Origin of the sequence: Synechococcus sp. MIT S9509 (assembly GCF_047303035.1) — a bacterium.
Lineage (GTDB): Bacteria > Cyanobacteriota > Cyanobacteriia > PCC-6307 > Cyanobiaceae > Synechococcus_C.
On sequence record NZ_CP138940.1, the window covers coordinates 1962833 to 1983847 of the forward strand.

Here is a 21015-nt window from a genome sequence, read left to right on the forward strand (position 1 = left end):
GCAGTGTCGGCATCTCCCCACCGATGATGCAATCACTGCAGCAATCGGACTGATGACCGCCAGCTCCAGCGCAACGACTCCAGCCATCACCTCCACGTTTGCCGCCTTCGCCCAGCAGGTCGATTACTCGCTGATGCAGCAACTGCGGCCCGATCCCCAGGCCACACCGGATGGACAGGATCACCGCCCGCGGGAGGTGCGTTCCGGCCACTACGTGCCGGTGACACCCACGCCGCTTCCCAATCCCGACTACGTCGCCCACAGCCCTGAACTGTTTAATGCGCTGGGCCTGGATGGAACCCTGGTCCACGACGGCGAGTTCCGCAGTGTCTTCTCCGGCGACCTCAGCAACATGAGCGAGCCGATGCGCCCCTATGGCTGGGCCACAGGCTATGCCCTGTCGATCTACGGCACTGAATACAACCAGCAATGTCCATTCGGCAATGGCAACGGCTACGGCGACGGGCGCGCCATTTCCGTGGTTGAAGGCATGTTCAAGGGTCAGCGCTGGGAGATGCAGTTGAAGGGCGGTGGTCCGACGCCCTATTGCCGCGGAGCAGATGGTCGTGCCGTGTTGCGGTCGAGCGTGCGTGAATTTCTGGCCCAGGAGTTCATGCATGCCCTGGGCATTCCCACGTCTCGATCCTTGACGCTCTACGTCTCCCACGACGAGAACGTTCGTCGCCCCTGGTATTCGGGCACCTCACCATCGATGGACCCCGACATCCTGGTCGACAATCCAGCTGCGATCACCACGCGCGTGGCGCCGTCATTTCTGCGGGTGGGTCAGCTGGAACTGTTCGCACGGCGCGCCCGCAGCGAAGCTCATCCCGAAGCTCATCAGGAGCTGCAGATGATCGTGCAGCATCTGATCGAACGGAACTACCGCGAGGAGATTGACGACTCCCTGCCGTTCCCGACGCAGGTGGTGCAGCTGGCGCAGTTGTTCCGGGAACGCCTGATCAGGCTCGTTTGCCACTGGATGCGGGTGGGCTACTGCCAGGGCAACTTCAACAGCGACAACTGTGCCGCCGGCGGCTTCACCCTCGACTACGGACCCTTCGGCTTCTGCGAACTGTTCGACCCCCGCTTCCAGCCCTGGACCGGCGGCGGGATTCATTTCTCCTTTTTCAATCAACCGAAAGCGGCTGAAACCAACTACCGAATGTTCTGGTCAGCGCTCAGTACGCTGCTGAAGGATCATCCAGCCGAAAAGGCCGATCTTGACTCGCTGCACGAGACATTCAGCGAGGCCATGAAGGGCGAACTGGAGGCCATGTGGGCAGGCAAGCTTGGTCTGAGCAGCGTGGCCCCGGAGCTGATCGGCGATCTGCTGCAGCTGATGGTCGCGTCGAAAGCGGATTACACCATCGTTTTCCGTGAACTGACATCACTGCCGAAAGAAGTCACACCTTTGAAGCGGGGCTTTTACATGCCGAGCGATACACAGCTCGACGCGCAATGGAACGCCTGGCTAACGCGTTGGCAACAGCAGCTCAGCGGCGGTGGAGAGCCCAAACAGATCACCGCTTCGATGCAGCGCGCCAATGCCGCCATCACCTGGCGCGAATGGCTGATCGCTCCTGCCTACGAAAAGGCGGCTCGCGGTGACTACAGCCTGGTGCACGAACTGCAGACGGTGTTCCGCAATCCCTACGAACCGCTTTCGCCCGAACTCGCCGCTCGCTACGACCAACTGAAACCACAGGAGTTCTTCGGTGCAGGAGGCATCTCCCACTACAGCTGCTCGTCTTAAACAAGGGTGATGGGGAGAAGCTGCGCCAGCTGCTCCTGTTCAAACCCAGCCATCACAGCGAGCAACAACAGCACTCGCGCCTTCTGCGGACTCAGCACACCAGCCGGGAGCAAGCCAAGTTCAGCATCCTGCTCACCACCATGAACCACTCCTGACCCACAACGATTGGCACGCAGCATCAGCGGCCGCGGACCAGTCCAGGCCTCAAGAACATGACGTTCCCCGACCGACAGCTGACCGGCTCCGGTTCCGGTGAACACCAGACCCGCAACACCGGCCTTGAGACATGCGGTGATCATCCACGACTCGGGCTGCACGGCTCCGTAAAGGATGGCCACCTGGGGCCATTGCTCCGGTAAAACGAGCGCAGCGAAGGGCACCTGCCGAGTACCGCTCGCCGTTGGCAGATGCACGCCTGCGTCATCCACCCAGCCCAGTGCTCCAGTGCTGGGACTGGCGAAGGCCCCCACCCCCTGGGTGGCCACCTTGGTGACATCGCGGGCGCCATGGATCTGGCCATCCATCACCACCAGCACGCCCTGCCCGCGGGCCTCGGAGCTGACTGCCACCTGCACCGCCTGGTACAGATTCAACGGGCCATCAGCACTGAGGGCCGTGGCCGGGCGCATCGCTCCCACCAGCACCACAGGCCGCGGGTCATCGATCAGCAACTGCAGCAACCAGGCGGATTCCTCGAGGGTGTTTGTGCCATGGGTGATCACCACCCCCACCAGGTCGGGATCAACGGCCAACGCCTCGCGGATGCGCGCCACCAATCGGCGCCAGTGATCGAACTGCAGATCAGCGCTGTCAACGTTGGCGATCTGTTCCGCCTCAATCTCAGCAAGCTGCTGCAGCTGGGGAACGGTCTGCAACAACTCCCCAGCGCCAATGGCACCCGCTGAGTAATGACTCAACTGAGTGGACTCAGGCGCAGTCCCAGCGATGGTGCCACCGGTACCAATCAGAAGGATCCGAGGACGATGCATGCCCTGATCAATCAGGTCGAGATGGGAACACAGGAGGGCGGCTGAGCGGGGTATCTGGGGAAGGCTCACCGTAGAGGAGTGGAGCATCCAGCAACGCGCATTGGGCGTAGGGGGATCGCGGGAACCACTGATCGTCGCTCTGCACCGGCACACGGTCCTCGGCACCGCTGCGATAGGCGGCAAGATCTGAAAAAAAAGACTCCAGCAGCAGCCGTCTGGCGATCACGGGTCTGAATTGCGCCGAAGGACCCAGCAGCAACACCATCGCCAATGCCGATCCGGCCATCAACACGGTGCACTGGGTGACGCGCCGCTCGCTGAGCGTGAGAGCTGCCGAGACCTCTGGGATGAGGCGTTCGAGAGTCTGCGCCATGCAGAGCAACAGGAACGGCAGCATCATCATGCCGGCGTACACATGGAACACAAACAGATTTTTCATCACCACCACCCATAGGGCGGTGGTCCCGCCGGTACTCCAGAGCATCTGGCGCCGGCATTTCAGAGCCTGATCGGGCACGGCAGCGAGGATCAAGCCATCCGTTGAGGAGGAACGTCTTCGTTGGATGAATAGGCGCGTCAGCACAAGCACCGCCACGACCAGAAGCAGCGGCAGCATGAACTCCGTGATGTAAGTGATCAATTTGGGCAGCGCCCCCCCCAACCAACGGGTGCGCTCCAGATGCCGCTCACTAAAACCATCTCCGCTGAGGCCAAGTCGGCGCATGGCTGACTGCACCACCGAGGTGCTGGTCCAGGTGACGGCATTGAGGTGGGCTTCCCAGGCGATGTTGTAGCTGGTTGCGAGCCCTACGGTTCCGAAAGCGATCGGCACACCCAGCCACAAGCGCCCGCGAGGAACATCAAGATCCCGTTGCAGCGGCAAGACCAAGGAAAACATCAGCACCACTGCGGAACGACCACTCAGAGCAGCCAGGCACAAGGCCCACCAGTACCAGCGCAGGTCAGGCTGCGCTGAGAGAACCTTGCGAACGACAACGAGCAGCAACAGCACGTAGGCCAGCAACGCAGGCTGATCGAAGTGAAACATGTTGCGGTACTGCAGCACCACCGGCGCTGAGAGCGTGAACAGTACGGAGGCCATCGCCACCGGCCGAGAGAAATGCAGCGCGCGAAGCCACCACCAGAGCGCCAGAGCTGTGGCGACAAAAATCAGATTCATCCATTGCCGAGCGGCATAAAGCCAGGCCACCCCGTCACCGGCCCAGGGTGAAAGCAGCCAACGACTCACAACCGCGAAGACGATCGGGTAGCGATTGAAATAATCAAGGTGAATGGCTCCATTCGGATGGAGCCATTCACAGGAATAACCGACGCCTCCGTTGGCAATGCTGCTGTGACGAGCGATGGCCAAGGAGTGAAGCGACACCCAGTTGAAATGGCCTTTCTGAAAAAAATCGACGATCGCCGGCTCTGAGACAAAGAGCATCACCACCAGCAGAACGGCAATGGCGGTCGGCCAGTACCGGGTTTGGAGGCTATACAGCCGTTGATCCATTACATCCGCTCCAGGGTGGCGATTCCGAGCAGACCGAGGCCGGCCTTGAGTGTGTCGGCGGTGAGACGACACAGGGACAGGCGCGATGGCAATGCGGCTGCATCAGCCTTGAGCACCGGCACCTGGTCATAGAAGCGGTTGAACACCTGGCTGAGCTCGAACAGATAACTGCAGAGCCTGTTGGGCAGAAGCTCCTCCTCCACCTCAGCGATCACCGCATCGAACTTGAGCAGCTCACGCACCAGGGCCCACTCCTGCGGCTCGCTGAACTGCAGCTGATCAGCCGCCACATCCAGATCACCACCCTTGCGGGCGATCCCCGCAATGCGCACCACCGCATACAGCAGATAGGGCGCGGTGTTGCCCTGCAACGCCAGCATGCGATCGAAGGAGAACTGGTAGTTGGTGATCCGGTTCTGGCTGAGATCGGCGTATTTCACCGCCGCCAGGCCAACGGTTCCGGCCACATGGTTGATGAAATCTTCCGGTTCACTGCGCCCTTCGTCCTTGAGGCGTGATCGCAGGTCGACCTCAGCGCGCTCCACCGCCTCATCCAGCAGATCACGCAGACGCACGGTGTCGCCGGCACGGGTCTTGAGCTTCTTGCCGTCTTCCCCTTGCACCAATCCGAAGGGGACATGCTCCAGGCGAGCATCCCCTGGAATCCAGCCGGCCCGCTGCGCCACCTGGAACACCCCCGCAAAGTGACTGGCCTGACCGGAATCAGTCACATAGATCACCCGGCGGGCCGCATCACCCTCGGGAGCTTCAGCAAAGCGGTAGCGAATCGCCGCCAGGTCGGTGGTGGCGTAATTGAAGCCGCCATCACTTTTCTGAACGATCACCGGCAGCGGTTTGCCGTCCTTGCCGCTGACCCCCTTCAGAAAGACGCACTCCGCGCCCTCATCGGTGACCAGCAGCTCGGCCTGCTTCAGCCCATCGATCACCGCAGGCAGAAAGGGGTTGTAAAACGATTCGCCACGTTCGCTCAGGCGGATGTCGAGCCGGTCGTAGATCTTCTGGAACTCTCGCCGCGACTGGTCACACAGAAGGCCCCAGGCCTTCAGCGACAGAGGATCGCCGCTCTGCAGCTTCACCACCTCCTCGCGGGATGTGGCCTGAAAAACCTCATCATCATCAAAGCGCTTTTTGGCCTCCCGGTAGAAGGCAACAAGATCACCGAGATCGATGGCATCGGCGGTGTCGAGCGCCTCGGGTGCGACCTGCTTGAGATGGGTGATCAGCATCCCGAACTGGGTGCCCCAGTCGCCCACATGGTTCAGCCGCAACACCGGATGGCCGCGGAACTCCAGCACCCGCGCCAGAGAGTCGCCGATGATCGTGGAGCGCAGATGGCCCACGTGCATCTCCTTGGCGATGTTGGGACTGGAGAAATCCACAATGACCGGCGCCGCGTTCTCCACGGCCGGCACCCCGAGCCGTTCATCCCCCAGCCGGGAGGCCACCTCGGCTGCCAGGCGCTCCGGACGGATCGTGAGGTTGATGAAGCCTGGGCCCGCGATCTGAGGCTCTAGGCACAGGGCTTTGAACTCGGCATCAGCCTGCAACTGCTCGACGATCGCCGCAGCGATCTGACGCGGCGCCTGCTTCAGGGGCTTCGCCAGGGGGAGGGCTCCATTGGCCTGGAAATCACCAAATTCCGGCTTGCTCGCTGCTGCCAGCTGGGGCTCCAGCAGAGCATCCACCTCCGGAAAGGCACGCTGCATCGCACCACGCAACTGGGTGTCTAGGGCCTGGGCGATGCGCAGCATGGAAAGCAGCGGTCAATGAAGTCAGCTCCTGATCATCCCCCGGCGCGGGGGTCCCCCTCGGGCTTCGATCATTCAGCGGCCACTGAACACGAGCTCGAACCTGCCCAGGCATCTGAACCCTCCGAAACAACGCAAGCGCAGCTAATGGCCTAGGCATTTATCAGTGGCAACGCACCAGTGACGACGCACCAATATCAACTCAGCAGTGCCAACGCATGCATTGATGTTCCCGAAACTCAATCTCAGCCTCAGTGATTGATCCACAGAGAATCAAATAAGGAGATGCCAGCAACAAACTGTCCGACTAATGTGCAGTCTTGCACAAGGGAAGACGATTATTGAACCGCAAGATCTTCTACAACTGCATTCGAGATGATTTATTCAACGGGGTACTGAGGCAGCAGAACGTAAATGGCATGGAGGCCATCCTGAACTTCTGGGACTCTCCACCCAACCCGCCAACAGGCGCCTTCAAAACCAACTGGGACATCCGCTCCATTGGCTGGCTGGCTTACATGCTCGCGACCACGAAGCATGAGACGGCCTCCTCGATGCAACCGATTGATGAATACGGAGATACCGCCTATTTCACGCGGATGTATGAAAATCGCTCTGACCTTGGCAACAACGAGCCTGGTGATGGAGCCAGATTTCATGGGCGGGGATTTGTCCAGCTCACAGGCCGAACCAACTACACGAAAATGACCGGGGTAGTGCGATCAATCTTCCCCGATGCACCCGATTTCACGGAACACCCAGATGCCGTCAAAGATGATCGCTATGCGGCAGTGATCATGTTTGACGGCATGTTCTGTGGAATTTTTACAGGATGGGCACTCAAAAACTTCATCGGAGATCCACACAAAGGGCAAATCGTGGATTACTTTCACGCCCGCAAAATCATCAACGGCCTGGACAAAGCTGATCTGATTGAACGTTATGCCAAAAAATTCTCCTCCGCACTTGATAAGGCTGGTGCGACGGCATAAATCGTTTCAAGAATGCCGAACTGCCCCTCTCAACCAGGTCCGCTGGGACGACTGGGAACCGCGATCCAGCTGATCTGGTGCTGACGCAACTTTGCTTCTGTTGCGCTCAACTCCTTTTCTTGATTGCCATCACCATAAAGAGCCAGTTCATAGAGAAGATTCATGCAGAACTTGCCTTGAAAATATCCGCCGTGGCAATCAATCTTGCTGATCTTTAAAGGGCTGGCAAGCATCAAGAGCAACGTGGCGGCGTAATTGAAAAATCTCTGCGCGGCATTGCGAGCCGTAAACGCACTCAGATAACGCCCACCATCGTCGTAGTCGGTGCAGTCGATCACATTGAGCGGGTAGCCAATCCATGGCTTGCAGCAAAAGGTTTTGTCATCGCAAAGGGTTTCCGTACGCAGCGCACCATGGAGCTCGAGATGACTCAGATCTGACACAGACTTGCCGTAACCCTGGGCTCGCGTGCGCCCTTTGATGCTCAGGTTGCCGAGCCGATAGCCACCGATGCGCGTCCCCGAGGGAAACACGAAGTAATTGGCCAGAGTTGAGGCGAGCCGAAGCACCATGTCGGCATCGTTGACGAACAAAAAAGTCTGCTGAAAACGGCGCAGGCAACTGGCCAGGTAATTGGAGCGACCTGTGGTGATCGTCCAGACCGGGATGTCAGCAGCAACGAGGATTAAACGATCAAGGGTGAACAGATCACCGATCTGCGCCAACTGTTCTCGCTGTCGTTCGTTCGCTTGCTCATCGAAGGTCGCTGGGCAGCTTGGACCACCAAATGGACCCGACTGGGCATTAGTCGACCAGAGGTGAGTATCCGCTTCGGGATCGAAGACATTGGTGAGCACACGGATGAGCATGGTTGTCACGAACGTGCCCATGCTGTGACCCAGGAAACTGAGGCTGATCCGCGGCTGCTTACCGCTCTGGAGATCAGCCAGATAGCTGCGATCGGGGATGACCTCCTTGACCAGGTGGTGGAGAGCTCTGACCATCTCAACGGCATCGAACACACCAAAGGTGCTGGCGCGTTCACGGTCGCGGAAGTACGTGACCATGCGCAGCAGCATCAGTGTGATTCCAATCCCCAGACACAATTGACCGATGGCAGCGAGCCAACCGCCGGCAAAGAAAGCGAGCAAGCTGCCAAGCGCGAAGAGCAACCACAGGCCCATCGGCATGGCACGGAACCAGCACAAAGGTCCTCCGGCACCAATCAGCTCGGACGGCCAGGCGTAGTGCACAAACAACACATAATCATCAGGTGGTGATTCCGTAAGCCGGCAGGCGTCGTCTCTGAACTTGCGTTCCGCCTGCTTGTATTCCTCCCTCACACTCTGCAAGGGAACGTTGTAGCCGTGGATGCGAACGACCACCCGCACACGCTGAGACTTGCCATTGCTCTGCTGCCGTTGGAAGAACTCGGAGAGATGGGTGCGCAGCTTCGCGAAGTTCTGGGCGTTGTTGTCAAAATCCGCACGAAAATCAGGTTGCGTGAGAGCCAAGCGAAAGGGCCTCTCGGCCTCCAGGGGTGCGGTGCTGCAAACCAGCATGTGGCTGAAGCAGGGGTTCTGCTCTGAGGGGAAGGGTTGGTATTTGAGAAGGGCGAGTTCAGGATGCCGCGTGGTGGTTGTCATGGTGAATGGCTCTGCACGCTGATCCCCCCTGAGGTAGCCATCTCCCACGAATCAGCCGCGGAATCAAACCGCTTCCTTTCAATTCAGCAGCAGCGTTTTGGCATCAACGATCGCTCAAACGATTGCTCAGGCACCGATCGTTGAAGATGGTGAACTAGGTCCACTGTTGATCACACACCGTGCCCCAAAGCGCAGAACCAGCAGAGCAACTCCGCAGCTTGCTGGAGCAGGACACCTGCCATCTGATGCCCTGCTGCTTTGATGCTTTATCAGCCCGGTTGGTGGAACAAGCCGGCTGCGCACTCAGCTTCATGAGTGGCTTCTCCGTGGCGGCAGCCCGCGCCGGCCTGCCGGACACGGGCCTGCTCACGGTGACCGAGATGCTCGATCAGGGTCGCTCGATCTGCGATGCCGTTTCGATCCCGGTGATCGGTGATGGCGACACCGGCCACGGCAATGCCGCCAATGTGCAGCGCACAATGCACCAGTTCGCGAAAGCAGGCTTTGCAGGAATCATGCTGGAAGATCAGGTGGCTCCCAAGCGCTGCGGCCACACCGGCGTGAAAGCTGTCGTCGATCGCGATTCGGCGATCGCCAGGATTCAGGCAGCCGTTGATGCCCGCAACCAGGGCGCTGATCTGGTGATCGTGGCGCGCACCGATGCGCGATCGGTGCTGGCAACAAGCCACGGTGATCAGGCCGCCCTGGAGGAAGCGCTCTGGAGGCTGAAGACATTTGCTGAGCTTGGCGCTGATGTGCTGTTTCTGGAGGCACCCCGCAGCGAACGAGAAATGCTGAGATTCTGCGAGGAGGTGCCGGGCAAGCGCATGGCGAACATGCTGGAAGGAGGCATCACACCGTTGTTGTCGACTGAACGGCTAGGGGCAATGGGCTTTGCTTTGGCGGCCTACCCACTCACCCTGCTCTCAACGGCCGCCTTCGCGATGCGGCAGGCACTGGTTGATCTCCAAGCAGGCAACACTCCTGAGCAGATGCTCAGCTTTGAGGAGATGAAAACACTGGTGGGGTTTGACAGCTACCTGGAGAGAGCTGATCCAACCTGAATCGGCTCCCAACACGGTGGACGAAGGAGAAACGGAAGGGTTGGGCTCTGTTTAGGCAACCATTGCTGCTGGATTCCGTCGACCGAGCTCGAACGCGTCATCGACTGCCTGTGGTGTTGAGCACGGCTGAAGTGCGCGCCGTGCGGGAGCAACTGCAAGGGCCCTCAGCTCTGGTGGTGGGGTTCCTATACGGCAGTGGGTTGCGCCTGATGGAAGCCCTTAGGATGCGAGTGAAAGACCTTGATACCCAACGGGGGGAACTCAGCGTTCGCGATGGCAAAGGGGGGAAAGACCGCCTGACACTGTTGCCAAAAAGCCTGATTCCGGACCTTGAGCGTCATCTCACGGATGTACGTCAACTGCACCAGCGTGATCTTGAGGCCGGCTGGGGGCGGGTGCTGATGCCCTACGCCCTGGGTCGCAAATACCCCAACGCTGAACGCGAATGGGGCTGGCAGTGGGTGTTCCCGCAACAGAAGCGTTGGACTGACAAAAGCAGCGGCGAGCAGGGGAGGCATCACCTTGATCCCAGCGTGGTGCAGAAAGCGGTGAAACGCGCTATGGCTTCAGCTGGCATTACCAAGGCAGCCAGCTGCCATACCTTCCGTCATTCATTTGCAACACACCTGCTGGAACAGGGACAGGACATCCGCACGATTCAGGAACTGCTCGGCCACAAGGATGTGAGCACCACCATGATCTACACCCACGTTCTGAATTCAGGGCCCCTCGGTGTACGCAGCCCAGCCGACCTTGACTAGCAGCATTCAAACAAGCTGCGTGGATTTATTGATCATCACTGCACCCAATTCGATAAACGCCAATTGGAAGATGCGGCGCATCACCAAACACATTTCCACTCTTAATTATTTCCTGAAAGCAAAAGTTTTAAAACATCGACACAAACATGCCAGCAGAGCCCACTGAATTCGCTTCAAATATCACTCCATCAAACAGCATAGAAACCAAATGCAAAGCAATGAGCTACAGCGAAATCAGCACAGTCGAATTGAAATGATTAACGGACCCATGAACGATCGCTACAATCAGAGGAGTGTTTTTGCAGAAGCTATGCCATCAAAGCGTTCTGAGCAGCGCAAGACCGATAGAGCTTCGTGGTTCACGGAAAGCAAGGCCTGCTCAGAGGTGGTTATCGGAACCGCCCAATAAATAGTTAGTTTGCAAAGGAAAATTAAGTGCAATTATTTACCCAGCAGGTAGTAACAATAGGAAAAATTACACCTCAGCATGTTCAGATGCTTGGAACGGGTTTTTTCATCTCAAGCAATAAAGTGGCGACAACACGTCATGTGGTTGGCAATCAAGATGAAGGAATCGTCATTCTCGCCCCGCATATTAATGACATTAACGCTTATCAAGATACCTCTGATAATCGCTGCAAGCCCATTCAGGCTCGAATTGCAGATATTGATCCAATTAAAGATTTAGCAATCCTTGAAGTTGACGGCCAACTTTCCGGAGACTTGCCTGAGATTGGAGGGTTTGATGAAGTTAACGTTTCAGAAGAAGTCGGCATTTTTGGCTTTCCACATAGCGTTGAAGGTAGAAGAGTCTTAACTTTTCAAAAAGCAGAAGTTGGTGCAAAAGTTCTACTAGATTCTAATGGCATTAAAAGTAAACATGCAGTTATTAATACGCAATCTCGCCCAGGCCAATCCGGCTCATTAGTCTTTTCTCCTCGTTTAAATAAGATTGTAGGTATTTTAGTTGGCGCATATACTCCTGATGGTGGAGAGGGTATCTCGTTGGGTGGAATTAATCCCAGAGAGCTTCATCAAACTACGCACGGGATCTCTTCGGAATATTTAAGGGAGATGCTTTAATGGAATTACCAAGTGCCACTATTGACGAGTGGGTTTCTGAATTAAAAACCTACCAAGCCAACAGTATCAACCAACTTCTGAGTGAAAACGATCCTGAAGAAACCATAAAATTATGGTTGTCGGCCAATGGGCCAAACACCACGATTCAATTTGGTGGCGCCAATGAATCACCAGAACCATTCTTTGATAGGTTCAAAGAGGAGTTCAGGAAATTTATGTGCGGAGATAGCGCATATGAAAGCTTCCGCTCTCAGCTATCCGCCGAAACTCCAGTCGCCAAAACGATTTATATAAGCGTAATTTCTGCTGCGCTCGGAGCAACTCTAGGGTATGCCGCAACATTGCTAGCACCGGCAGTAGCCATCATGCTCAATTTGGTATGCACAATGGGAATCAACGCATGGTGTAATGCAAACTAACAAGGCGCTCAAGCAAGGACGCGCTAAAGCGCGCCGCTTAGCTTGGCGTTAGAAGCACGAGAAGAAGCTCAGCTAAAGCGATTACGGCCATTAGGCCCCCCCACACGAGTGCTGGGTTGCTGGCATGATCCAAGACCTTTGATTTCGGAGATTTGTTGCTGAGTAGATCTTGCCGCGATCATCACCAGGCGGGCAATTTTGTGGAATAGATACCAGGCAAAAAATAACTTGATCACCAATTCGTGAGGCCGCCACATCGGGATTAAATTCATATGAAACTTGAAAGCCTCCATTGTCATATTGAATGGTTGTTCCTTCGTTTTCCGTATAGTTCTTAGGTGGAACGATCATCTGTCGGTCATGAAGCCTTGTACCGATGGCTTTGATCTTGGTTCGAGAGCAAGTCCCAACTCTCTCAGGTACGCCACTCACGATGGGTGTATTCCCATTTTTGATAAGAGAAAGCCTGAACGCACCAATCCATGGCGGATTCGAAACGTGTGCTCCAAACTCACTCAGTCCGTCAATGACCTGAGCCTGAGTGTCAAGAATGCAGAGCTTATTACTCCCGCAAGCATGGCGAGCATGCAAGGACGATAAAAGAAAGTCTTGCGCGACGGATCGCCTTTCTCCCTTAATTTGGCCATAACCGCGCGAAGCTATTTGATCAAGTTCAGATAACTTCTGGTCATTGCATATTGCGAATTCATCTTGATAACGTGCACGATTACAATCAAAGCTTGGCCTAAAGCTGTTAGCACTAGCTTCTGGTGCGCCAAAAAGTTCAAATAGGCTTAGCAAGACATTCATCCAAAGTGCGATTTGAATCATGGATTTTCAGAGAAGATAATTATCATCATCTATCAATAAGGCTTTACGGCACTGGTCAAGCAATGATTGATATCAGGCTTCTGGCCCTAGAGCCGATGGATTACAGGTTTTGGGAGCCATCGGCCCTGTGAGCGAGATCAGAATCTCCGCTGATTCAGATCATCGAGTGATCATTTGAATCCGGCAATGGTGAATGAGTCGGAGCATGAACTCCGCTGAATTCATTCATTTGCACTTTTGAAAATGACAGACCAACGCAAGCTGACTGCACAACGGGTACGCCAGGACGCGATCGATCTCGCTGCCCGGCGTGATCACCCGCAACAACAAGCTAACGGCGACGAGCAGCGCTACGAATCCGCGAACTACCCGATGAGCTTCACCAAGGAGCTTGATCACAACCCAACCACTGGCTTGGTTGAGCAATCAGGAGACTTCAAGGCATTCCGTTACGCCATTGACAACGGCTTGGCCGAGGACTTCACCCGGCACATAGCGGTTCCGCGCGCTGAGCCGCGCCGTAAGTGGGAGGCCCCGACTGCTGGCACGTTCTACGAACTGCAAGGTCCTGACCCTCAAGCCGTCACCATTCCGCCCGCTCCTGATCTTTGCAGTGAAGAACTGACCTTTGAGATGGCGGAGGTTTACGAACTGGCGCTATTAGGTGATCTGCCCTTCAACGCCTTCGATGCAGGCGGTGGCTCAGCAGCACTGGCTGATTCGGCCGATCGACTCAACAGTCTTGCCTATGCCCAGGGCGGCTTCAACAGCCGTCCGCGCACCACCAACAGCAGCAATCAACTCGACCCGCAAACGATCTTTCGAGGTTCCAGTCCGGGAGTTGTTCAAGGTCCTTACCTCTCGCAATTCATGCTCATCGGCAATGCCAGTGCGAGTGAGGGCATCACACCAGATCAAGGCTTCATCAACTTCGGTGCCCAGAGGTTCGACCAGCGCGTGCTGGAGGTGAAGTAGCAAGACGACTACATGATCAAGTGGGATGACTGGCACCGGGTTCAGCAGGGCTATGAAGTCCGAGCCGAATGTTTCGATCCCTGCAAGTCCTCGGGGCCGGGGCAGGCCTTCACCGGCCAGCGGCGATTTATCCATACACCCCGTGATCTGGCGACTTACGTCCACTTCCTTCAAATTCATCAGCGAAACCTCAGCAACCTCTCAGCAACCTCTCAGCAACCTCTCAGCAATGCTTAAGCGATTTATCAGCTTTTTATTGTCATAAATTAAGTTCTATTCAATTTTAAGCATGTCAATCAAAAAAGATGACATTGTGAACGCTATACATAGCGATGGAAGTGACGACAGTTACTACGCAAGTAGTACTGGATCAGGATGTGTATTCAGGTTTCAGCTAGATCTAAGTTTTTTTAAACCTATTGATACGGATTACAAAGTCGTTCCTGGAACTTTTTTACATCAAGATCTAATTGCGCCCAATCCTTGCTACAACCTTATAGATCCTACAGATCCATCTTTATCTCATCATGACCAAAAGCTATACGAAAAGGTTCAAGAACAAGGTGTTCCGGCTGTAGGAACGCTTGCGTATAAATCAGAAAAAGTAAAGTGTTTATTTAGCGGAGAAAAACACATTGACCTTCATGATCTAAGCAATACTTTTGTACTTTACTCCCACGATTCAAACTCTTGTGATTCGAGGGCGGTTTATCTTGAGGATGGAAATGGATGGCAAGGTCCCTGCCTCTGGTACCAGGAAAACCAAACAACAACTATAGATTCCAACTTAATCGGGTCTGGCGCTTGGCCAATGGGGGACCCCCGCATAAACCCACCTTCTTCAATCCATAAGACGGGCAATGGAGGAGGAACTGGATTCCATACTAGATATAGTTATGATGAAGCAAATAATAAACAAAACAATTGGAAATGCGCAGTTGACTACATTGACTATAACGGACAAAAACAAAACTATGTAGACGCAAATGAACTTGTCAAGTATAAAGAATACAATCCAAAATGGAATAATAGGTACAATCTTGATGACTGGTGGGTATTTTTGCAAGCCTGGCATGAAGCAGCAAAAGCGCACCAAGACTTACAATATTGGCCTGATCAAAACAAATTAGACTCTTTTGGTTGGGTTGACAATATTGCCGCAATGATAAGTCTCCAAAATGGCTTCTATTGGAATAGAGACAAGCTTGGATTTAAACGTGAAGACCAAACAGCTTATGGGTGGTGGGGCTGGAATGAAATTCCTTTTCAAAAAGAACGTGCCACAAACGCAGACTCCTGGGATTGCTTAGCTGTTGTATTGCCTTTAAATATTGAGCATTGGGACTATCCATATACCAATTTAAAGGATGAGCAGAGGCAGTATATCAAAAAGCAAGTACATGCTCATGAGAATGCAGGTTACAAATATGGAAATAATAACACCCCTTCTATTGCCATCTTTAGGCAGGAATGGATTGCAGATAAGTATCACTGCATCAACCTAATCTGTGAAGATGTCATCTCATATCAAGATCTTTAAAAAATAAAATATCGAATTGCGGAAATCTGCTTAGCGCTAGAGGTTAGATCGTCTATGCGTTAACACCCTGGCACGCTTACACATTCTTATTGTGTAAGCTATTTTTTTATTTGCCCTAAAAATTTTTCTTTTATCGACTAAAGCCACATATGATTGATTTTAGTAATCAATCAAGGATTGCTCATCCAGTCAAATGATGAATGCCCTGAGCCAGCAAAATATTACAGTTAAATCATATACTTTAGATAATCAATTCATTGCAATCAAAGAAGCAGCGAAATGACATATTGCCAGCGTAAAAAACCATTGAGCAAGAAAGTACCCAGGGCAACTAATAAGGCGATCGTTCGAACGCAAACTACACGCATTTCGTGGGCGCCTCACAGCTCAGGCCTTAGGCGAACTGACAACAGAACATCCTAAAGTACACGCTGGAAGCTTGTCGCTACCACTCGCTTTTATGTAATCAACGCTTCTTTTCTGGCATTGTTTTTTATTAAATGACCAGAGCCCAAGACTGAAACTTCGTTGCTGACCGGAACGATCGATCAGGCGCTGATCGTTGAATATGGTGAGCCAGAACCACGATTGATCGCACACCGTGCCCCACAGCGCAGATGGCCCACGTGCATCTCCTTGGCGATGTTGGGACTGGAGAAGTCGACCACCACCGGAGCTGCATCATTCACCGATGGAACGCCCAACCGCGCATCACCCAGCCGGGAGGCCACTTCCGCAGCCAGGCGCTCTGGTCGGATCGTGAGGTTGATGAACCCAGGCCCGGCGATCTGGGGCTCTAGGCACAGGGCTTTGAACTCGGCATCAGCCTGCAACTGCTCCACGATCGCCGCAGCGATCTGACGAGGCGCCTGCTTCAGGGGCTTCGCCAGGGGGAGGGCTCCATTGGCCTGGAAATCACCAAATTCCGGCTTGCTCGCTGCTGCCAGCTGGGGCTCCAGCAGAGCATCCACCTCCGGAAAGGCACGCTGCATCGCACCACGCAACTGGGTGTCTAGGGCCTGGGCGATGCGCAGCATGGAAAGCAGCGGTCAATGAAGTCAGCTCCTGATCATCCCCCGGCGCGGGAAAGCCCCCTCAGGGCTGGATCAGGCCAACTGCAGACCCAAGGGAGCACCGTGCCGACACTCAAGAATGCCCACTACCCTCCGACCTCATCCAAGGGAGGGAGGGAAGAGAGGTAGGAGCGAATGGAGACCGCAAGATATTCAACGACTGCCTTCGAGACGATTTGTTCAACGGCGTGCTCAGGCAGCAACATGTGAATGGAATGGAAGCCATCCTGGACTTCTGGGACGCACCACCCAAGCCACCACAAGGAGAATTTCAAGCCAACTGGGACATCCGCTCCATTGGCTGGCTGGATTACATGCTCGCCACCACAAAGCATGAAACGGCCTCAACCCTGCAACCCATTGATGAATACGGAGATGCCGCTTATTTCACACAGATGTATGAGAACAGATCGGACGTCAATATCACAGCACCCGGGGATGGAGCCAGTTTTCACGGGCGGAGATTTGTGCAGCTCACAGGCAGGGCGAACTACACCGCCGTGACAGGTGTTGGGCAATCCATCGTTGCTGACGCTCTCATATCCGGAACAACCCGATGCGGTAAACAATGATCGCCATGCGGCTGTGATCCTGTGGGATGGCGTGGTTTGCGGTGTGTTCACAGGATCGGAGCGGAAGAACTTCATCGGCAATCCACTTCTCAGGCAGATCGTGGACGACGTTCACGCCCACACAATCATCGATGGCATGGATCAAGCCGGTCTGATTGAAGGTTGCGGCGAACCATTCGCCACCGCACTCAACAAGGCAGGGGTGACCACTGGATTCAAGCCTTGATCACAGCCTTGTTTGCAGCAAGGCTTTGATCTCTGAGGGCGAGAGTGCGATGGGATTGTTGCGGTTGCTGGCGGCCTCAACGATGCGATCCAGATCTGCCGCGGTGATGCCGTAGTCGCTCAAACGAGGCAGCTGGAGTTCCTCCACCCAACGGAGCAAGCAGTCCGTGAAATGGTCCACTGCCGCAGCGTTCTCACTGAGGTTGCTGCCCCCCGGCATCAGACGACCAACACGGGCCATCCGTTCGATGGCAGGGTGATGGGGATCGCGCTGTTTCAGGGCACTCCAGTTCTGCTGTTGCACTGCAGCCATCAACGTTCCGCAGATCACGCCATGGGGCATCGGAAACCAACCTCCGATCGGCCCGGCCAGCCCGTGAACAAGTCCCAGCCCGGCATTGGCCAATCCGATGCCTGAGCAGAGCGCGCCATAGGCCATGTTCAGACGCACCTGAGGATCGGCTGATCCCTCTCCGCAGGCTGATCTCAGATTCGGCACCAGATGCTGGAGACCACTCCAGACGATCGCATCACTCAACGGTGATGCCGTCGGGGAGAGAAACGGCTCCAGCAGCTGCGTGAAGGCATCCATGCCGCACGCTGCTGTGATATCAGCAGCGGCACCGGTGAGCAGGGAACCATCCAGAATCACGGCACTGGGAACGAAGTTCTCGTGACGCAACGACTTCTTGTATCCCTCCGGGCCCACATGACTCAGCACTGCGTTTTTCGACACTTCTCCACCCGTTCCTGAAGTGGTGGGAATTGCCAGAAAAGGCAGGGTGATTCCGCTGTGGGCCAGACCACGGCCCACACCCTCGAGATGATCGAGCACGGAGTTCCCATGGGGAATCATCGCGGCAATCGCCTTGCCGCAATCGATCACACTGCCGCCACCGATGCCGATCACAGCGTCCAGGCCCTGACCAAACCACTGCCGGGTGGTGCGATCCACCAGCTCTGCGCTGGGTTCACCAGCACAGATCAGATGGGAATGTCTGGCTCCAGCAGCATCAATCAAACCCTCCACCACGCACAGCTGGCCCATCGCCTGCAACGAAGCTCGGCCGGTCACCAGCAGGACCGATTCAGCGTTGCTTGAGCGCAGCCAGGGGGTGATCTGCTGGAGAGTTCCCATGCCGCAGTGAATCGGCGGGACCCGGGCAAAAGGGAACGACATCGTCATGAACCCATCGCGTCATGGTGCAACCGATTGGTAGGGAACACCCTTCCGTGGTTCGGCCATCCAATCAGCGACGGTTTCCCTCCACTGGAGGTAGTGGGACGTGTTCTTATGGGCTGCAGCGGCGGCCTCGGACTCATACGCCTCGTAGAGAAGAAACAGAGTCGGGTCGTCCTTGCTCTGCAGGATGTCAAAGCGTTGATTGCCCGGTTCCTGGATGGATTCCTTGTGATTCAAGATGGAGGCCTGACGAAACGCCTCGATCTGATCAGGTTTCACGTGGACGTGAACACAGGTGACGTGCATCGATCAGCCAAGCAAGGCAGTCTTCAATCCAACCATCCGGCGAGCCAAGGTCCAGAGGCAGTCCCCTTAACCGGAGCATGACGGAGGACTGGGAATCGCGATCCAGCTGATCTGATGGTGCCGCAACTTGCCTTCGGTTTCGATGTGCGGCTTTCCTGAATGACCATCTCCATCAAGAGCCACTCATGAAGGGGATTCATGCAATATCTGCCTTGAAAATAACCACCATGGCGATCGATCCTACTGAGTTGGAATACACCAACGAGCATCGCCACGCTCGTGGCGGTGTAATTGAAAAAACCTCTACGCGGCATTGCGCGCCGTGAACGCACTGAGATAGCGCAACCCATCGTCGTCATCGGTGCAGTCGATCACATTGAGCGGGTAGCCGATCCAGCGCTGACAACGGAATGTTCTGTGATCACAAAGGCTTTGCGTCCGCAACGCCCCATGCAGCTCAAGGTCACTCAGGTCACCCACACGCTTGCCATAACCATTCTGTGTCGTGCGGCCCTTGCTGCTCAGATTGCCAAGCCGATCGCCGCCAATGCGCGACCGCTAGGGAAACACGAGGTGGTTGGTCAAGGCTGAGGCCAATCGCAACACCATGTCGGCATCATTGACGAAAAGGCTATCGGCAATGATCTCCATCACCAGTAGGTGAAGCGCTCTCACTATCTCCACGGCATCAAACACACCTAACGATCAGGCGCGACTACGATCGCGAATTAGGTGACCGAGCGAGCAGGGTGAGCGTGATGCCAATCCCCAGACACAACTGACCGATGGTTGCCAGCCAACCAACGACAAAGAAACCGAGACAACTGCCGAGAGCGAACAGCTGCCACAGCTCCATCGGCATGGCACGAATTCAACGCAAGGGACCTCCGGCACCGATCCGTTCGGACTGCCAGGCGTAGTGCACGAACAGCACATAATTATCCGGTGGTGAGTCCGTGAGCTGGCAGGCGTTATTTCTGAACTTGCGCACCGCCTGGTGGTATTCCCGCTTCACACTGCTCAGGGGAACGTTGTAACCGTGGATGCGAACCACCAGCCGCACACACAGACTCCTGGCGCTGTTCTGCTGCCGTTGGAAGAACTCGGAACGATGGGTTTGAGCTCCGCAAAATGCTGAGCGGTGTGGTCGAAATCAGCCTTAGTGAGATCCAGCCGACAGGTCCGCTCCGCCTCAAGGGGTGTCGCGCTTGCACACCAACAGGAGGCAGAAGCAAGGGGTCCGCTCTGAGGGGAAAGGCTTGTATTCGAGAAGCGCCAACGCCCCAGGCTGCTATGTGGTGGTTGACATGGTGAGTGGCTCCACACACTGATCACCCCTTTTGTAGCCATCACCTATGCGTCAATACAACAAGCGAATGATTTGCTCCAACGACCGGCACGGAAAGAGAGATAACAATACTCAAGGCAAAAAGCAAAGAAACACCGAGAGAATCATCGCGGAAGACAAAAACTGAATATCAATTTTCAAAGCTTAACGTCGCGGTACTAACAAAAAATATCTAAATACAACACAAAAATACCGGCCAATGAAGTGATCGGCAGACATAGTTCAAGAGGTCTCTGTTCTTTACGCAATCAATGTCAAATGACTTTACACCTGATTTTCAAGTCACAGTGTCGGGCCTTAAGCCCAATACGAATGCAGCATCAGCAATAAAGACACCTTGAGATGAACATTCGCGAACGGTTAAAAACAGGCCAGGCCACAACGAATGAGGCTTTGGAGCTGTTCGATTCACTTGAGCCCGTCGATGTTGATTTTATGATTGGCACCTGGAAGGGCGAAGGCTTCCATACCAACCACCCCATGGATGGTCTTCTCGAGACCTATCACTGGTATGGGAAACAGTTTGAAAGCCTTGAAGATGTTTATCCATTGATCTTTTCAACACTTCGCGGTGGCTTCGCCCGTGTCAACCCCGGCTTGCTGGGACCGGCATTAACTGTGCCCATGCCAAGGTCAGCAATGGTGGGTCGTCTCTTCCAGACACTGTTGCCCTGCCTCGCAACATCCCGCTCCTCAGCGCGATTGCGCATGACAACGTATCGAGGCCTATCAAGCGCAACCATGATTTACGACCAGCTACCGATTCACGACGTGTTTCGTCAAATCAATCAGGATGCCGTTTTAGGCGTGATGGATAGGAAAGGAATGAATTTACCGTTCTTCTTCGTCCTTCGGCGCGAAACAGAATCCAAAAATGTCTAGAAGGCTTTCAGATTGATTGAGCTGCTCTAGTGCTTATAAGTGGTTCGTCTTCATGGCAGTTAAGTTTATAACAAATAACGAGCCA

22 protein-coding genes and 1 pseudogene are annotated in these 21015 nt (G+C 54.9%); 12 read left to right on the top strand and 11 right to left on the bottom strand.

From position 1 onward, the window contains the following. Nucleotides 1-52 precede the first annotated feature (52 nt). A complete protein-coding gene (locus SIB73_RS11315) occupies nt 53-1756 on the top strand; it encodes a protein adenylyltransferase SelO family protein (protein ID WP_413405045.1) in 1704 nt (567 codons plus the stop codon). Here SIB73_RS11315 and SIB73_RS11320 read toward each other — a convergent pair. Genes SIB73_RS11320 through argS (SIB73_RS11330) form a run of 3 tightly spaced genes read right to left on the bottom strand, consistent with a single transcriptional unit; the run spans nt 1753 to nt 6033 of the window. Continuing rightward, nucleotides 1753-2745, bottom strand: a complete 993-nt coding sequence (locus SIB73_RS11320) for an asparaginase (RefSeq protein WP_413405043.1) — start codon at nt 2743-2745, stop codon at nt 1753-1755. The two genes, SIB73_RS11315 and SIB73_RS11320, sit on opposite strands and share 4 nt — an antisense overlap. Before the next feature lie 7 nt (nt 2746-2752). Next, nucleotides 2753-4261: a hypothetical protein gene (locus tag SIB73_RS11325; protein ID WP_413405042.1), complete on the bottom strand. Its 1509-nt coding sequence runs from the start codon at nt 4259-4261 to the stop codon at nt 2753-2755. Beyond that, nucleotides 4261-6033 (bottom strand): arginine--tRNA ligase, encoded by a 1773-nt coding sequence (gene argS, locus SIB73_RS11330; RefSeq protein WP_413405040.1) that lies wholly within the window; start codon nt 6031-6033, stop codon nt 4261-4263. The genes SIB73_RS11325 and argS (SIB73_RS11330) overlap by 1 nt, the downstream gene beginning before the upstream one ends. A 338-nt stretch (nt 6034-6371) precedes the next feature. On the opposite strand from argS (SIB73_RS11330), the gene SIB73_RS11335 reads away from it, so the two are divergent. Further along, nucleotides 6372-7022 carry a hypothetical protein gene (locus tag SIB73_RS11335; protein ID WP_413405038.1) on the top strand — a complete coding sequence of 217 codons (651 nt, stop codon included), beginning with the start codon at nt 6372-6374 and terminating at the stop codon, nt 7020-7022. Nucleotides 7023-7051: 29 nt separating this feature from the next. On the opposite strand, the gene SIB73_RS11340 is transcribed toward SIB73_RS11335, so the two are convergent. Further along, entirely contained in the window at nt 7052-8668 is a 1617-nt protein-coding gene (locus SIB73_RS11340) for a hypothetical protein (protein ID WP_413405036.1), read from the bottom strand. 179 nt (nt 8669-8847) lie between these two features. Between SIB73_RS11340 and SIB73_RS11345 the strand changes: the two genes are divergently transcribed. The 4 genes from SIB73_RS11345 (at nt 8848) to SIB73_RS11360 (ending at nt 11995) form a co-directional block, all read left to right on the top strand. Further along, the gene (locus tag SIB73_RS11345; protein ID WP_413405034.1) at nt 8848-9732 is read left to right on the top strand and encodes an isocitrate lyase/PEP mutase family protein; all 885 of its coding nucleotides are present in this window, start codon (nt 8848-8850) and stop codon (nt 9730-9732) included. Between the two features lie 62 nt (nt 9733-9794). After that, nucleotides 9795-10493: an integron integrase gene (locus SIB73_RS11350; RefSeq protein ID WP_413405032.1), complete on the top strand. Its 699-nt coding sequence runs from the start codon at nt 9795-9797 to the stop codon at nt 10491-10493. A 495-nt stretch (nt 10494-10988) separates the two neighbouring features. After that, the gene (locus SIB73_RS11355; RefSeq protein ID WP_413405030.1) at nt 10989-11576 is read left to right on the top strand and encodes a S1 family peptidase; all 588 of its coding nucleotides are present in this window, start codon (nt 10989-10991) and stop codon (nt 11574-11576) included. Beyond that, on the top strand, nt 11576-11995 hold the full coding sequence (locus SIB73_RS11360; protein ID WP_413405028.1) for a hypothetical protein: 420 nt from the start codon (nt 11576-11578) through the stop codon (nt 11993-11995). Before SIB73_RS11355 ends, SIB73_RS11360 begins: the two co-directional genes overlap by 1 nt. Nucleotides 11996-12085: 90 nt before the next feature. Here SIB73_RS11360 and SIB73_RS11365 read toward each other — a convergent pair whose 3' ends face one another. Beyond that, nucleotides 12086-12826 carry a lysozyme inhibitor LprI family protein gene (locus SIB73_RS11365; RefSeq protein ID WP_413405026.1) on the bottom strand — a complete coding sequence of 247 codons (741 nt, stop codon included), beginning with the start codon at nt 12824-12826 and terminating at the stop codon, nt 12086-12088. 243 nt (nt 12827-13069) lie between these two features. On the opposite strand from SIB73_RS11365, the gene SIB73_RS11370 reads away from it, so the two are divergent. Genes SIB73_RS11370 through SIB73_RS11380 form a run of 3 tightly spaced genes read left to right on the top strand, consistent with a single transcriptional unit; the run spans nt 13070 to nt 15341 of the window. Then, the gene (locus tag SIB73_RS11370; protein WP_413405024.1) at nt 13070-13801 is read left to right on the top strand and encodes a hypothetical protein; all 732 of its coding nucleotides are present in this window, start codon (nt 13070-13072) and stop codon (nt 13799-13801) included. Between the two features lie 12 nt (nt 13802-13813). After that, nucleotides 13814-14038, top strand: coding sequence for a hypothetical protein (locus SIB73_RS11375; RefSeq protein WP_413405022.1), 225 nt, complete (start codon nt 13814-13816; stop codon nt 14036-14038). Between the two features lie 52 nt (nt 14039-14090). Then, a complete protein-coding gene (locus SIB73_RS11380; RefSeq protein ID WP_413405020.1) occupies nt 14091-15341 on the top strand; it encodes a hypothetical protein in 1251 nt (416 codons plus the stop codon). Between the two features lie 611 nt (nt 15342-15952). On the opposite strand, the pseudogene argS (SIB73_RS11385) reads toward SIB73_RS11380, so the two are convergent. Next, nucleotides 15953-16378: pseudogene (argS, locus tag SIB73_RS11385) on the bottom strand (arginine--tRNA ligase); the annotation flags it as partial. Between the two features lie 251 nt (nt 16379-16629). Between argS (SIB73_RS11385) and SIB73_RS11390 the strand changes: the two are divergent. Both SIB73_RS11390 and SIB73_RS11395 read left to right on the top strand, forming a co-directional pair. Further along, on the top strand, nt 16630-16986 hold the full coding sequence (locus SIB73_RS11390; protein WP_413439605.1) for a hypothetical protein: 357 nt from the start codon (nt 16630-16632) through the stop codon (nt 16984-16986). Between the two features lie 13 nt (nt 16987-16999). Further along, nucleotides 17000-17212, top strand: coding sequence for a hypothetical protein (locus tag SIB73_RS11395; protein WP_413439606.1), 213 nt, complete (start codon nt 17000-17002; stop codon nt 17210-17212). Here the strand turns inward: SIB73_RS11395 and SIB73_RS11400 are convergent, their stop codons facing one another. From SIB73_RS11400 to SIB73_RS11420, 5 genes are all read right to left on the bottom strand, one after another. Then, nucleotides 17213-18391 carry an iron-containing alcohol dehydrogenase gene (locus tag SIB73_RS11400; RefSeq protein ID WP_413439607.1) on the bottom strand — a complete coding sequence of 393 codons (1179 nt, stop codon included), beginning with the start codon at nt 18389-18391 and terminating at the stop codon, nt 17213-17215. Nucleotides 18392-18409: 18 nt separating this feature from the next. Continuing rightward, nucleotides 18410-18700: an antibiotic biosynthesis monooxygenase gene (locus SIB73_RS11405; protein WP_413405013.1), complete on the bottom strand. Its 291-nt coding sequence runs from the start codon at nt 18698-18700 to the stop codon at nt 18410-18412. 303 nt (nt 18701-19003) lie between these two features. Then, entirely contained in the window at nt 19004-19180 is a 177-nt protein-coding gene (locus SIB73_RS11410; RefSeq protein ID WP_413439608.1) for a hypothetical protein, read from the bottom strand. A 235-nt stretch (nt 19181-19415) separates the two neighbouring features. Continuing rightward, entirely contained in the window at nt 19416-19562 is a 147-nt protein-coding gene (locus SIB73_RS11415; protein ID WP_413405008.1) for a hypothetical protein, read from the bottom strand. Nucleotides 19563-19571: 9 nt separating this feature from the next. Continuing rightward, nucleotides 19572-19754 (bottom strand): hypothetical protein, encoded by a 183-nt coding sequence (locus SIB73_RS11420; RefSeq protein WP_413405006.1) that lies wholly within the window; start codon nt 19752-19754, stop codon nt 19572-19574. A 636-nt stretch (nt 19755-20390) separates the two neighbouring features. On the opposite strand from SIB73_RS11420, the gene SIB73_RS11425 reads away from it, so the two are divergent. After that, a complete protein-coding gene (locus SIB73_RS11425; RefSeq protein ID WP_413405004.1) occupies nt 20391-20930 on the top strand; it encodes a DUF4334 domain-containing protein in 540 nt (179 codons plus the stop codon). The last annotated feature ends 85 nt before the right edge of the window (nt 20931-21015 follow it).